This is a genomic window from Pelagibius sp. Alg239-R121, assembly GCF_947331435.1.
Lineage (GTDB): Bacteria > Pseudomonadota > Alphaproteobacteria > Kiloniellales > Kiloniellaceae > Denitrobaculum.
This window is the reverse complement of the sequence record NZ_CAMZOF010000014.1, coordinates 18725-32673: the sequence shown is the minus strand read 5'-3', so window position 1 is coordinate 32673 and position 13949 is coordinate 18725. Positions and strand designations below refer to the sequence as shown.

11 protein-coding genes are annotated in these 13949 nt (G+C 57.9%); 3 read left to right on the top strand and 8 right to left on the bottom strand.

The genetic code is table 11. The features are described 5' to 3' along the window. Window positions 1–2 precede the first annotated feature (2 nt). Complete coding sequence (locus QMZ18_RS33540) at window positions 3–1319, top strand: hypothetical protein (RefSeq protein ID WP_282610817.1); 1317 nt, start codon at window positions 3–5, stop codon at window positions 1317–1319. Here QMZ18_RS33540 and QMZ18_RS33535 read toward each other — a convergent pair. The 5 genes from QMZ18_RS33535 to QMZ18_RS33515 all read right to left on the bottom strand — a co-directional run bounded on the left by QMZ18_RS33535 (window position 1316) and on the right by QMZ18_RS33515 (window position 9889). Continuing rightward, window positions 1316–5779, bottom strand: coding sequence for an ankyrin repeat domain-containing protein (locus tag QMZ18_RS33535; RefSeq protein WP_282610816.1), 4464 nt, complete (start codon window positions 5777–5779; stop codon window positions 1316–1318). The two genes, QMZ18_RS33540 and QMZ18_RS33535, sit on opposite strands and share 4 nt — an antisense overlap. Next, window positions 5776–6972, bottom strand: coding sequence for a VWA domain-containing protein (locus QMZ18_RS33530; RefSeq protein ID WP_282610815.1), 1197 nt, complete (start codon window positions 6970–6972; stop codon window positions 5776–5778). Before QMZ18_RS33530 ends, QMZ18_RS33535 begins: the two co-directional genes overlap by 4 nt. Before the next feature lie 10 nt (window positions 6973–6982). Further along, complete coding sequence (locus QMZ18_RS33525; RefSeq protein ID WP_282610814.1) at window positions 6983–7921, bottom strand: MoxR family ATPase; 939 nt, start codon at window positions 7919–7921, stop codon at window positions 6983–6985. A gap of 17 nt (window positions 7922–7938) precedes the next feature. Continuing rightward, complete coding sequence (locus QMZ18_RS33520) at window positions 7939–9207, bottom strand: DUF4062 domain-containing protein (protein WP_282610813.1); 1269 nt, start codon at window positions 9205–9207, stop codon at window positions 7939–7941. 61 nt (window positions 9208–9268) lie between these two features. Continuing rightward, complete coding sequence (locus QMZ18_RS33515; RefSeq protein WP_282610812.1) at window positions 9269–9889, bottom strand: hypothetical protein; 621 nt, start codon at window positions 9887–9889, stop codon at window positions 9269–9271. Window positions 9890–10031: 142 nt separating this feature from the next. On the opposite strand from QMZ18_RS33515, the gene QMZ18_RS33510 reads away from it, so the two are divergent. Then, window positions 10032–10715: an IS6 family transposase gene (locus QMZ18_RS33510; protein WP_282610811.1), complete on the top strand. Its 684-nt coding sequence runs from the start codon at window positions 10032–10034 to the stop codon at window positions 10713–10715. Between the two features lie 117 nt (window positions 10716–10832). Here QMZ18_RS33510 and QMZ18_RS33505 read toward each other — a convergent pair whose 3' ends face one another. Then, a complete protein-coding gene (locus QMZ18_RS33505; protein ID WP_282610810.1) occupies window positions 10833–11042 on the bottom strand; it encodes a hypothetical protein in 210 nt (69 codons plus the stop codon). Between the two features lie 316 nt (window positions 11043–11358). Here QMZ18_RS33505 and QMZ18_RS33500 point away from each other — a divergent pair, with 316 nt between their 5' ends. Then, window positions 11359–11814 (top strand): hypothetical protein, encoded by a 456-nt coding sequence (locus QMZ18_RS33500; RefSeq protein ID WP_282610809.1) that lies wholly within the window; start codon window positions 11359–11361, stop codon window positions 11812–11814. On the opposite strand, the gene QMZ18_RS33495 is transcribed toward QMZ18_RS33500, so the two are convergent. Together QMZ18_RS33495 and QMZ18_RS33490 are read right to left on the bottom strand one after the other, a co-directional pair. Next, the gene (locus tag QMZ18_RS33495; protein ID WP_282610808.1) at window positions 11811–12326 is read right to left on the bottom strand and encodes a ProQ/FINO family protein; all 516 of its coding nucleotides are present in this window, start codon (window positions 12324–12326) and stop codon (window positions 11811–11813) included. The genes QMZ18_RS33500 and QMZ18_RS33495 overlap by 4 nt on opposite strands. 20 nt (window positions 12327–12346) lie before the next feature. After that, on the bottom strand, window positions 12347–13672 hold the full coding sequence (locus QMZ18_RS33490) for a DnaA N-terminal domain-containing protein (RefSeq protein WP_282610806.1): 1326 nt from the start codon (window positions 13670–13672) through the stop codon (window positions 12347–12349). Window positions 13673–13949: the final 277 nt, after the last annotated feature.

Genomic DNA, 13949 nt, shown 5'->3' with positions numbered 1-13949 from the left:
CGATGCCTAGTTTCACCACAACCGTTGAACAGGCAATCCATGCCGCCATTGCCACTGCAAGGACGATCGGCCAGAGCACAGCAGAGGTCATGCACATCCTGCTCGAAATCCTCGAAGATCCAGATGCGCGCGCCCTTGTTCAGACCGTGATTGACGACATGTCGGTCATCGACTTTCGCACGAGCCTCGGTGCCATGATCCGTTCCGAAGCACCGGTGCCCAGACCCAAGTTGGCTAAAGAAGCTATCCCCTCAGCGGCATTCCAGCGCGTGGTTCAGCGCGCTGCGGTCGCCTCCCAAAGTGAGGGTAGGCAAGAAGTGACCGGTGCAGATATCCTGCAATCCATCCTGACGGAATGGCAAAACCTTCCGGGCGATATTACAGTATTTCTCAGCAATGCGGGCCTCACACATCAGCGCGTTGTCGCAGTGCGCAGCGGAACAGCATTGCCGCCGGTTGATCCGGCGCCAGCGCCTGCGAAGGCAATGCCTCCATCCACCCCGTCATCCGCCAAAACCGTAGCCCCCAAACCCCTGATCCAGGACTGGACGGGACCAAAGGACAACCCCCAAAACCCACTGTCCCTTCAGGCGACCAACCTCAACGGCCATATCAATTATGTCGATCCTCCGTTGGGCGTGTCCTTCCCCTCTCCCGCGGTTCCCGATCCCGTCACTCAACTCAACGTGATCAGGAGCGGCAAAGGCACCAACGCAACCCTGAAGAACGCAGTGTTTTCGCGCAGCCAGAACACATGCCATTTCTGCGGCTTGAGATCCAAGAAATACATGGAAATCGTGGCACCGCTCAGTGCCGCGACGACAGACGCAATGCTGCTGGCCTGTACCTTCTGCGCGCAAGTCGCGGCGCTTGATCTGGTGTCTTCACAACGCTCCGGTGTGCTCGTCTATCTGCCGGAATTCGGTCAGGCCGAACTGAATGCCTATGCGCGGATCATCTATGTCTGCCGCATTTCCCAAGGCCCGTCCGCCAAAGCCGCCCAGCGGATCCTCGGCCTTCTTATGACTCGGCGGGACGCCGCGCAGAAACGTTTCGGCACCAATGATCCCTATGATCTGGCAAGTATGGTCGCAGGTTGCACAACGCAGGACGAGAGGTCTGCACTGCTGAAGCGGCTAGATGGAATTCGCCTCTTTCCGTTGGATCGCAGGATCATCAAGGACGCGGAGCTGGAGTTTAACCAGTTCCCCCAAATCCTGGCCTATTGGCGCTCTAAGGAAGGCCCCTTTGGCGGGCTCACTCCACCGCAGATGGACCTGCGCCAATTCGAGGCCAAGGTGACCAACATAACCGGTTAGCGTATCGGCAGGTCTAACGCGAAATCGAGCACCTCGGTCGCCATTTCATCATTCAACAAGTGAACCGTTCCGTCCATCAGCACCTGAAAGACCGACTGACGTATCTGTTTTTCATAGAAGATCGTGGCCACCACCCGGAACCCCTCCCCCTCGGGGGTTTTGACGCGGGTTAGAGTGGGCGCCGCCGCAACCTCTTCCAACAACGCGGGCTGCGCGGCATTGAGCGCTGCTAGGTTCGGGTCTTTCGGGTCCTCGACCATGTAGAACGGCTGGTCATTGTTTCGCATAAAGAATGTGAAGAACCGCAGATAGTCGAGCACGTTCTCGGTCGAAAGCCGGATCGGTGCCTTGGCGTTCACCTCTCCGATGGGCCCGGGGGTTCCATTCAGCCAGGTCAATGTTTCCGGCAGATCAACGAAGTAAAGACCCACCGGCTGCCCCGCCCACCGGGTGCTCCGCAGTCGGATCAACTCGATGCCACCATAGAATGGCAAGGGCCGAGAAAGGTATTCGGTGATCGGATGGTCCCCGTATACTCCCGCAAATCGCTGCACCGCGCGGGACAAAACGCCAATGCGCCCGCCCGTCACAGGGTCCCACCCTGCCTCGACCGGGTTCTCGGGCGTGACCGTGAAGACCGACGACGAGGGCAGGCCAGATGGAACCGCGCCCGGTAGCAGCGCCCTGGTTGGGTCTGCTGTCGTAGCGGGCGATGACGTTGGTGGTGCGGTCGGCGACGTGGATTTTGTATCCTCGGGGGTTTGGGAGGACATTTTCTGGCCTTCTTCCGCATGCGCGGGCAGCGGCGCAGGCGGAACCCCTTTGCTTTGCATTACCGGCGTTGGGGCAACAGGGGCGACCTCTTGTGGAGAACGCGGCGTGGGGGCCGCAGTACTGGCCTTCCCGTTTTGTGCCCGGCTCCTCGACGTCATCAGATAGGTGTAGAGGTCCTCCAATCCGTCAGGGATCTCTTTCTGGGCGACTGTGAACGTCGCGCGGGCGTTCTGCACAAGCAACAGCAATGTCATGCCCGTCAGCGGGTCCCTGGCCCGATGGTCCGCCCCGTCGCGCAACAACATCTGCGCCGCGCTGTAGTTCCCGGCCGTAACAGCGAGCGCCGCAGGCGACGGAGTGCTGCCTGCTGCCCGGTTCGGGTCCGCGCCCATGTCGATCAAGGTGCGCACCACCTGGTCCGCCCCTGACTCTGCCGCCAGTTGCAAAACGGTACGGCTAGGTGCCCAAGCTGCAGCCCCCGGTCCGTCCAGCGCCACCCAATGATCTTTGATAAAAGTGGAGCGGTTGTGCGTCGCGGCTAGGTGCAAAAGGCCCAGCCCGCCCGGCAATCTGGCCGCGCGATCCGCGCCCGCCGTAAGCAGTGCGCGCGCTGTCTCGGTCTGGTCCCGCGCCATGGCCAGCAACAGCGGCGTATAGCCGGCCTGCGTCCGCGCTTCAAGCCGTGCGCCTGCCTTCAGCAAAGGGGCGACAGCTGGTGTCGCACCCGCTTGCGCCACCAAGTGCAGCGCCGTGTTGCCAGCCACATCCGACGCGTCTATGGGCACGCCTGCCTCAAGCGCCGGAGCCAGGATCTGATCTACATTGGCTTCGGTAACGTCGCAGGCAATTTCATGCACCCACGTGCGACCATTGAGCGCTGTCCGCGAAAGATCCACCCCAAAGTCACGCAGCAAGGGCAGGTGATCGACGCGCGCCTGAAAGAACACCGGAACATGGGCGATGTCGACGCGCGCATTGGGATCCACCCCCGCTTCCAGGAGGACCCGCATGGCCTCAACCTGATTGTTAGAGATGGCCACGGATAAAGGCGTGCAGTTCCCCCGGTCCAGCATATCCATGTCCTGGCCCATGTTTGCAAGGACCTGGAGAGTCTTCACCAACCCGTTCTGGCTTGCAAAATGCATCATGGAGCGCCCCGACGGCGGAACAATGACCGCGCCGGGGCGTTGCACGAGCTCGGCCACGCAGCCGTCACGCCCCGGGACATCCTTACCCACGACCCAACCCCAATCGGGTTGCGCAGAGGGCCGCTTAGGCCGTTCCCAACCCTGTTCGTCATAGGTGTCGAAGACATCAGTGTAACCCTTGGCAATTGCGGCCTCGAATAACTCCACGCCCAGTTGCGCGCGCGCCTCTGGCCAGCCCAGTAGCATCTCCATCGTGTACCGCCAGCCCGACTGAACCTTATTAAGAACCGGTAGCCAGGCACTAAAACCAGTGGCTGGTGTTTTGGTCGAAGTATCTTTAGGCGGTGGCGGCATCGGCCAGCCCCGATCCTGGTAAAACCGCAAGACAGACGCTTTTCCCTTCTCCACCGACTTGGTGAAGATGACATCGGCAACTCGTTGTTGTGCCTCGGGCCAGTCCAGCAACGCCGTCATCGTCTTGCGCCAATTGTAACCGGCACGACCAATCGCACCAGCGAGCCCCTTTGGCTCTGCCGCAGCAGACGGGCTGCGGGACGCTGGTGTTGTTTTAGAAGGCTCCCCCACAGGCACAGGGAGCGGATCTTCGGGCAGCGGCCAACCTTTTTCTCGGAACAAGGTAATGATTTCGTCTTTGCCGTATTCCACCGCGCGCAGAAAAATAAGATCGCGCGATACTCCAAAGCGGCCTTCATCAGCCAAAAGGTATTCAACAGCGGCCCGACGGCCAGACCGTATCAACGGATCGGCAAGCGCCTTGGTCTCAACGAGAGGGTGCGGCAGTCCCAGCAAATACTGCAGCACCCGCACGGCGCCATTATAGGCCGCGTCATAGTAATGCTGTCGCGTCAGTGGAGCACCAAGCGTAAGAAACCTTTGCAAAATCTCCAGGTTGTCCCAATGGGCGGCCAACCGCGATGGGGTCCAACCATGAATGGTGGGCCGGAACGGATCTGCACCGCACTCCAGCAGCAAATCAATAACCTCCAGCGACGGGGTGTTCGACGAAGCGATATGAAGAGGGCTCCACCCCGTGGAGTTCAGTGGATCCACTGTGTACCCTGAGCGCAGAACCGCCTCCACCAGAAGGGCCGACTGACCTGATGCGGCAGCGTGAAGGTGGGTATAGCCTTCAGTCATGGGCGACACTGGATCCGCGCCTGCCGCGATCAGCATGTCATAGAGCACCGTGTTACCTTGTCCAAGCGCCGCAATCAACGCGCAGAAACCCTCATCATTACGCGCGTTGAGATGTGCACGATCCCCCGTCAATTGCTCCAAATACAGTGCCACAAGGTCCCGATGCCCAAAATAGGCAGCCGCTATTAGGGGCGAGTTCTTCTTTTCCGTAAAATGCCGCAGTTGCGCGCCTCGCTCCAGAAAGGTGCGCGCCAGATCCGTGAGGCCATGCTCGCCCATATAGAACAACGGTGTGGCCAGCCGCGCAGAGAGCACATCAATCTCGGCACCCACCTCAAGCAATTGTAGGGCCATTTCGGGCCGTCCGAAATAGACTGCGTGGTGCAGCGCCGCATGGCCGTATCGGTCCAGTTGGTTGAGGTCGATACCTTCCGTCTCGAGCGCATCGGCAAACCGGGCCGCATCGCCGTCCATCACCGCTCGCGTCAAGGGCGTGTCGCGGAGTCGAAGCTCGCGGGCATTGATCTCAATGTGGCTTTCGAGCCCCCCGCCACTGCCACGTGGGCCAAGCTCGGGCCGATTGGTGGCCGTGCTTTCGGCCTCCCCCATGGCTGTGTAGCGCCGGCGCTGCAGGAACGCGCGCTCCTCCTGCAAGAGCACAGAGGGCTCAAGGTCCTGCGCAGCCCCTGTGTCCGCGCTGGTTTCCACCAGGATTTCCAGCAAAGCGACACCGTCATCAACCTGTCCGTCAGCGATCAAATCCTGAGCTTCCAGATAGATCAATTCATCGTGAAACATCTCCAGCATCGACCCCGCGACCGAGACAATCCCCGCGCCGCGTGGCGCGTTTTTCAGGGTGTCGTGGGTCGCGGAATTTCGGCGTCTGGCATGGTCCTGGATGTGGCGCCGCGCTTCCTTGGGATCGTCAATGGCGATGGCCCGCCACATATTCTCTTGTCGAAACTGGGCGTAACGATGCGTCGCAAAGCGCGGGACGGCCTCGACCTGCCGGAAGTGATGCCGCAAGAGCCGCGCCACATCCTGTGACCGCGCCCGGCCAGTGCGACCCGGCGGTGCAATCCGGTCGAGCACTTTTACGAGGAAGTCTTTCGCATCCCGCTGCATCTCATAAAAGCCGTCCCCTTGCGCCACAGCCAGCGGGCCAAAGAGCACATCCGCATCGTGGGCGGCCTGCAACCGCGCAGGGCTGACAAGAAAATTCGTCCGAATAAGTGCGACGATTTCAGGCCGCAACCGGTGCGCGACCGCCGCATGGGCCGCAAGTTCCAGTGAGGTGCGCCCGAATTGCGCCTCGAAGGACTCGACAAGGTCCAGAACCTGCAAGGGATCAAGGCGAGTATCCCGGTCGAAGGCGTTCATTTCGCCTGCTCCCGCATGACGCGCACCGCCTCGATCAACGACTCATAGCCAAGGGGGAAGGCCGTGATATGGGCTTCCCTGTCCAAAAGGTGGGCGACATCGGCTTGCCAGCGATGCCGGGGCATTGGATTCACCCAGATGACGGGACGGATCGCAGCCATGCGGGTTATGCCGACAAACTGCAACATTCGTTGATACAGTTGGGGCGCAGGTGCACGGGCAGCCCCCGCCTCCCCCAGAACCAGCATGGGGCCGCCCTGCCATGTCTGCAGCAACTTTGTCAGCTCTTCGCGGTCGCGCAACGCCGTATCGCGGGCAATCCGCGTCCCAGGCACGCCCGAGAAATACCAGATCTGGACCTCTTCCAGACGACTTTCCAGCGGATCAAGAGTCGCCTCGAACTGGGCCCGCGTGGTGGTCCAGGGCGCCATGGCCGCACTCACATCCAGCAGCACGAGCAGACGCGCCTGATTGACGCGCCGCTCCGCCGGGACAATCGTCAACTGGCCACTTGCGCGTATCGTGGCCTTCACCGATCGGTCGATATCAACCCGCGTGGGGTCCGTCTTGAGCACTGGTTGCCGGAAACGGCGCCACACGGATGCAAGGCTCAGCTCGTCAATCATAGGCGCGTCTTCGAGATCAAAGGAGGTGGCCTCTCCCAGACCCGTATCCTCGATCGCCGGAACTGGGACACTTAGCGCCGCGCGCGCTTTGCGCCGGGCGAGGGACAATCCGTCCAGACCTGCGGCTTCCTCCATCGTCTCGGTGCGCTCCTCGTCCGCGCCATCGGTAATGGACAGGTCGACCAGAGGCTCCGATGTTGGCGGGCGCGTGGTCGGCTCGGACTCCACGAGCTGGGAAGAGGACGGCCCCCGCAGTTCGAGCGTATGGACACCGGGTGCCGGTGCGATCGCCTGTTCGATGACAGTGCGAACGATGGCCCGCTCATCATCGCTGCGCGCCCAGAGCGTTTGAACCAACCAGACAAGGCTGTCCCGCCGGGCAAGCCGCTCGCGGTCGAACGCTGCGTCCACACCGACCATAGGTTCCACCGCAGCCAATTGCCCAAACGGGTCGTCCAACACCTCCAGTGCCTCAATCCCGCGCATGACGTCCTGCACAGAAATCTCCAACCCGGCCTCTCGCAGGGCATAGACAATCGTCGAGAATGGGACGCTCGGCTGATCCAAAAAACTGCCCCTACCCGCCCGCGCTGTCCGCGTGGTGGCGTTTGTCCTGCGCGGTCCGAAACAAAATTTCCCAGAGCGGCGGGTGTAACCCCTTGAGGTCAGTGGCGAGATCCGCCCGGATATGCAACGCATGGACCCAATCCAGGAGCTCCGCCGTGGCGGGCTTCTTCATCGCACCGGCCTTGTCGGCGGCCTCGCGGATCTCCAGGAACGACGCCACCGCACGGGACACAGTGGTTGTGTTCAACTCCTTAAGCGACGCGGCCCCCTGTACACCCTTTTCCGCCCGGGTCCGCAGGTTTGCGATAACGATCTCCTCCAGCCGTGCCGGATCAGATGGGAATTTCAGCTCCAGATAGAAACAGCGCCGCAAAAAGGGCTTTGGCAGCAGTTTTTCCTGGTTCGACGTGAACATGATGATCGGCCGCGACGATCCCTCACCGACCATCCGGTGGGCCACCCCATTGACTTTTTTAGTCTCAGACGCCGGGATATCATCGATCCGGAATTCAAACCGCTCGAGTGCGAACAACAGATCATTCTGGAAATCCATATCCGCCTTGTCGATCTCGTCTATCAGGACAACCTTGTGCTGGCCTTCCACAATGGCTCGGCCCACGGGTTCCAGCGTGATGTAGTTCTGCGCTTTCTTCGATCTTTGGGAATCCGTATCGCGATCCTGCAGCCGCACCAGGCCGTCATAGCGGTAAAACAGATCGTTGGAGCGCGATGACGACCGGATCGGTACCGTGATCGGATCGCCCAGGTCAAGTTCCGTCGCAATCGCCTCGGCCAGTGTGGACTTGCCGCAGCCTGCCTCCCCCTCGACCAGTAATGGCCGCCCCAGCTTGATGGCCAGATCGACCAGCATGGCATCCTGCCGGCTGATGACATAATCGAGCGCGCCAGTTCCGGTGAACGTCTTGTAGGGCTCCGCATCTTTGGTCATTGAGCAAGATTTCCTGTCTAGGCTGTCCGCGTGGATGGCTTGGTCGGGATCTCAACCCCAGTGTTATCCACCAGGATCGGAGTATTGAAAGGCTTGGCGTCCCCCAACCCCTGGCAATGGGGTTTGAGGGCTGCGGGCGTAGAGGTGGTTGTCAGGATCAGCAACAGGCCCGAGCCATCGTTCCCGGACGCCTTGCGCGCCGTCGCAAGCTGCGCGTGAAACCTCGGCCAGACCTCCTTGAGAAATTTGATCACGTGACCACGCGGCATTGCGTCTAACCGGAACATCTCGGGCTCTTCGAGTCCGGCTACGGCGCGGGCGGTCTCGCCGGTCAATGCCTCGAACGTCTCGCCTGAGACTCCGTAGCGAAGATCCGCAAAATCCTGCAACGTCTGCAACAGATCGCCGCCCCGATCGACCGAAAGGTCAATGAACTCTTCAGGTTCTGGCGTGTCCCACGGGTTGGCATGGGACAAGGCCACCCCAACCGCCGCTGGATCTGCCTTCTCCAGACGCGGCACGACCACGCAGGCGCCTGCCGGCCGATCGACCGGAGTCAGTCGCGTGATAAGCTTCGGCGCAGGCACCGGCCCCGCTACCGCAGGCTGCGTATAGGCCGCAGGCGTAGCTGCAGGCAGCGTGCTCTGCAGATACTGCCCGAACCCGATCACGGCAAGAAAGGTGAATATCTCTTCGCGCATCGTGGTCACATCCTCAAAGCGCGCGACAATCTTACCTCGCATATTGGGATCCACCTGAACCGGCGGGATATTGTCGCTGTATTCCGCGAAATCGTCTGCTACCCCCTCCAACATGGCAATGAAACGCTGCTGCAACGCGCGATCTTCGTCCCGCTCTTGCTGGGTCAGCTTTTCCTCGTCGAATACACGTTCCGCCTCCTGCTTCGCCTCGATATAGGCGGGGCCGGTCTTGTCTGGCACGAGGACGAGTAGCTCGGGACGGTCCGGCGCATGGCGGTACAGCTCGGCCAGATGGGTGTAGCGGGCGTATTCGTAGTGTGACCAGGAAGGCGGCGCATTGTCCGGTCTGACCCGGCTGCCATAGCGGTCCCCATAGATACCAATCAGGATACGCGACCCATCCAGATCTCGATCGATATGCTCCTTGGTCGGGCGATGGCCAAGCGCCGCCGTTCTCAAATCAATACCGAAAATCTTTGCGCGCTCCAACACATTCCGCGCCTCATCTCGCCAGCGCTCCATATCTGCAAATGTGCCGCTGATAAACGCGGTCGGACTGTAACGTAACTCTCTTTTCAACGACAAATCGAACTCCATTTTCCGGGCCTTACTGTTTCGAGGAAATGACCAAGGGTCAACCTGCGCGTCAGGACACGGGCGCTGAAATTTTTTGCGGCAGGTCCGCCGCGATTGGTTCATCATCAAGCATCTCGACCATGCCCGTGGGATGGACCGTAAAATTTGTAATAAAGATAGCATTGGAATAATAGACAACTGCGTCACACAGGTAATGGCCCTGCTCGTTCACCCCCTCAAAGGTCGCAGGGCGCAATGTCCCTTCCATAACGGTACTCGTTGTGACGTCCAACTGCTTTGGGACATAAGTATCGGCCATGGATTGCACGATCAGAAACGGGCCTTCTTCGCCACGCACGAAGAAGCAGAAAAATTCAAGGTAATCAATAACATTGCGCTCATTTATCTTGATCGGCGCTTTGGCATTCACCTCATGCAAGGGGGGCGATGTGCCGTTGAGGCGGAACAGGATCCCACTATCCCGCAAATAGTAGATAAAAAGGTTACCCGGCTCCCAAGACGGGTCTTTCACCCGGATCAGCTCCACACTGTCGTAAAACGGCAACGTCCGCGTGCCCACTTGGGTCGTTGCCGAATCGGTTGTATAGCGTCCGTCAATGGGTGTGATCTGCTCCAAAAACGCCGATAAGTCCGTACCCATCATCGGCGCCCATTTATTGTCCATATACATCCCGAAACACTCCCCTATCTACCGAGTCAACCTACTTGGCCGCAAAGAAAAGGTTCTGTCGCAAAGTTTTAACCGTAGCTTGCTTTGTTGGCGTGATCCGCTATCGGTCTTTGTCATTTGGGCAATGGATCGGAGTTAGAAGATGATCTCCTTCAAGGGCAATCACTATCCAGAGGATGAGATCCTATTTGCGGTATATTTCTATGTTCGATATACAGTGTCTTATCGCGATCTGGAAGAGATCATGGCCGAACGAGGTGTCTCGGTCGATCATTCGACACTGAACCGCTGGGTGGTCAAGTTTTCTCCTTTAGTTGCGATCGAAGCACAAATGCGAAAGGCCTCGACAAAACGGTCTTGGCGCATGGATGAGACCTATGTTCGGGTCCGTGGCAAGTGGGCATACTTGTACCGTGCCGTTGACAAGTCGGGAAAAACTCTCGAATTCATGCTATCAGAACGACGCAACGAAGCTGCAGCAACATTGTTTTTCGGCAAAGCACTTTCGTCCAACGGACTCCCTGAAAAGATCGTCATCGACAAGAGCAATACCAATAGATCCGGGATCAAAAACACTAACAAGATTCTAGCTCGGTTTGGGTGCCCGATTCAGATTGAAATCATCAGATCCAAATACCTCAACAACATCGTCGAGCAGGATCATAGATTTATCAAAAAACGGATCCGTCCAATGGGTGGGTTCAAATCATTCAAATCTGCCGCTGGTACCCTCGACGGCATTGAGGTGGCACAGATGATTCGCAAGAATCAATTCTGCAAAGCAGGCAAGTCAGGATTCCACCAGTTCGCTGAACTCGTAGGGTAACTGCACCAGTTTCATAAACAATCTCTGACCTTAATTAAACTTTGTGACAGATCCGATCGCGTATCCCGCATGCCTCGAACGAAGAAAAAAGGCGCCGCTTGCGCGGCGCCCTGGCGGTTATTCGCCAAACTCGTCGTTGGCCTTGGGCTGGAAGGCAACCATCTCGGTTACACCAACAGGAAAGTCGAGTTTGATGTTGAAGAAGGTTTCGCCTGTATCCCTGCGGGTGTTCTCGAAAACCACGCCGACGCGGCGGAAAGTGGTCTTGGTGGTGCCGTTGTCCTGATACTCGACGGGAACTGTGAGGACGTAATGGTTGTTCGACATGGTTCATCTCCGTTGTTTGCGTTTTCGATGAAGCGACCCGGGACCGGCGGAGAAGCGACGGTTGCAAGTTTTTTCCGAACCCTGGCGCAGCACGCAACGCAGTGAGCACACGGGGGAAAGGAAAAGACTTGCGGGCGGTGCGCGCAGGTCCAGCTTTCATCAATTAGAAAACGCACCCACGGAGACTTGGTGTCAGGGCAAAGCTCTTCCGATCGGAGATCCCGCGGGACATCAATCCAAACGGCACAAGAGGTTCGTAGATGCAGCTGGAAGTATTAGGTAGGATTTCGAGGAAACTTTAGAAGGGGATCGCCCCTTGGGATTTCTCATCACGCCGATTTGGTGCTTCACGGGCTTCCTGGTCCTGACCGGGTTGGTTCTGACGACAATGCCCGCCATCGGTCAGCGTGTTGCCGCATTCCTCGTGCCTTTTTTTGAAAAGCTTGCATCCGCTTTCAAGCCCGCGCAGTGGATCGCGGCAGACGGTCAGCATTTCGCGATCGCGGCGATTGCGATCGGTACCGTCCTCATGGCTGCTTCATCAGCGATTACTCTGCTCCCTGCACAAGGTGTGACTTTTATCCTCGTCGCCTCAACAACTCTATTCGTCTTCGTATACGGGGTGATCATCCTGACCATCGCAGCGGCAAAACTTTTCCTGGCAACACCTCTCAATGACAACGTCAAAGTTTGCGACGCGGGCGTAAAATTTATCTGTACGGGGATTATCTTTGCGGGCTGGGCGGCAGCTCTGACTATTAACAGCGTTTAAGGCGTGTTCTCTCGTTGATTTTTAGCGGCTCGTTTCTGCAAGCTTTTAAGGCGTCCCGCCGCGTGTTTACGATCCTGCTCAGTTATCGCCGCATATTTTTGAAGATCCAGATCGTAGCGGAATTCATCATGGATCTGAGCTTCGAGATAGGCCCACTGCTTAAAGAAGAACCCGACGGCGCGTTTTAGCACTTGCCGCCGTTTCTGGTCTTCCAGGGAAATCCCGGCCCGCTCACATAGATCCTCGAAAATCCCAACTTTACCAACCCGGATACAATCCGTCGTAAAGAACGCCGGCAGCTTCTCGATGTCGTCGAGCTCAAGAACATCGGCAATCTTCGACAAAGCCTTTGCCCGAATCTCGAGGCTCAAACCGAAAAATTTTCGGGCCGCCGGCGTAACGTCGTCAATCTGTTTTCCGATATCGGCTTTATCTGGCTTCGAGAAGAGGCCTTTGTACTTCAGCTTGAGGATAGTTCGCCTTTGCGGGGTGTCTTGCGCTACAGAGTTCATGCTTGAGTCTCGCTGCATTTTCAGTGGCTGTTTTTGATGGTTTGAAGCTTGATTCGCACGCCGGTAGATTGCCCCAACAGGTCGGTGAAAGCCTGTTTAAGTTTTGGGATATAGTTGTCGTTGAGCCAGTCGCATAAGAAGCGGCTGGGAGCAGTCAGATTCACCCAATCATCAGTGACTTCCACAATTGAAACCGAACCGAACCAGGCGTCGATTTCCGCGGGTTTCACCAACTTATTCTCAACCAGGTAAGTCTTGAGGTTACCCATGAGTTCGCCGCGAGGATCTTGCTCGGCGGGCAGCTCTTCAGGATCCTCTGTATCCTTACCGCACGGCGGCGGACCATCATCCGGGTCTTTCGCAGCTTTTTCGCCGTTGGACTGGTTCTTAATCCGCTCGAAATTTGAGGAAAGGTCCAAGGTACGTGGCATTTTAGTAACCGCCCAGCCGAACCAACGGTCAGGGAATTGAACGGTCGGGTCCTCGATCGCACAGACGAGGATTAAGACCGCGCGCCAGCCAAATTTCTTGATCGCCCATTTGAAGGTCTCACCTGAATTCCGGCGCTCATCGAAGTTCGCCTCGATTAGTTTATAGCAAGCCTTGAAAACAACTTTGGGATCGCCTTGCCCGATCTCGGAGGTTGATAGGTATTCCTGCAGGAGGGGAGAGAGCTGGTGGGCCAGTAGCAATTCCTCTCGCGCCTTAGAATTCTGAACCTCGCCGAGTTGTCCGCGGCCGTGCCAAAAATCGCTGATCTCCATTGGAGAGCAATCTTGGCTATTGGAGGTTTGTTCGGCGCTGATCGCTGCTTGATGGATTGTTCCGACTGAATCGCCCGTCGGGCGATCTTCAAGTGAAGTGGTTATCGGCGCGTTTAGCGACGATTCCGCTTTAGTCTGTACAGTATAAGAGTCCAGGGTAGGGATTGGACTGTTAGGTGGACTCAACTGACGTCCTGGCATGTCACTTTTGTCATGATAGAAAGTGTCATCGATCTCACGCCCTTCCGCGAAATGTTCTCTGCCGCTATCAAAGAGGTCATCCGCACGATCCTGCAGCTCTTCCAACCTGTAGAGCAATGGCCTCAGATCGATGCCGGCCTTCTCCAAGGGACGGTTACGCTTGTCGTAGTGCCGGATAATTAGCCCCATCCGCTCCAGGTTCTGCTTAATGCGGCTGAGCGTGCGCTGTGAGATCCCACCCAGTAGTTTCCGGAAGAGAAACCCACTGATGTAGCAATGGGGCGCGCCGTGCTCCAGGGAGCGGCGGTTCAGCATCGAGACCGCAATCGAGAGAAAGCGGAATTCCTTATCGCTGAGAAGATCGGTCAGGCCAAAGGCCATGGCCCGGAAGATCGCGTCCTTGGTCAGTTCAGGATCGGCCTGGTAAGCCTCAGCCTGGCTGATCAGCGTTGGAAAGTCGGGCGCGCGACTGGCAAAGCCCGTGCGGACCTCTTGTGTTTGTTCCATTTGTATTCAGCCGCGAAGACCTGAAAATCAGGGTACAAGAACCCGTGGCGCAAAAAGCGCATAAAACTTGACACTGATTTCCGAGGGATTAGAATAGGCGCCGATAATACTTCTTGGTGTGGCGTCTATTCGCTTCCCCGGCAAACCTCGT

Coding starts and splice junctions, on each gene's coding strand:
- QMZ18_RS33540 (WP_282610817.1), top strand. CDS start 3: ATGCCTAGTTTCACCACAACCGTTGAACAGGCAATCCATGCCGCCATT.
- QMZ18_RS33535 (WP_282610816.1), bottom strand. CDS start 5,779: ATGAACGCCTTCGACCGGGATACTCGCCTTGATCCCTTGCAGGTTCTG.
- QMZ18_RS33525 (WP_282610814.1), bottom strand. CDS start 7,921: ATGACCAAAGATGCGGAGCCCTACAAGACGTTCACCGGAACTGGCGCG.
- QMZ18_RS33515 (WP_282610812.1), bottom strand. CDS start 9,889: ATGTATATGGACAATAAATGGGCGCCGATGATGGGTACGGACTTATCG.
- QMZ18_RS33510 (WP_282610811.1), top strand. CDS start 10,032: ATGATCTCCTTCAAGGGCAATCACTATCCAGAGGATGAGATCCTATTT.
- QMZ18_RS33505 (WP_282610810.1), bottom strand. CDS start 11,042: ATGTCGAACAACCATTACGTCCTCACAGTTCCCGTCGAGTATCAGGAC.
- QMZ18_RS33495 (WP_282610808.1), bottom strand. CDS start 12,326: ATGAACTCTGTAGCGCAAGACACCCCGCAAAGGCGAACTATCCTCAAG.
- QMZ18_RS33490 (WP_282610806.1), bottom strand. CDS start 13,672: ATGGCCTTTGGCCTGACCGATCTTCTCAGCGATAAGGAATTCCGCTTT.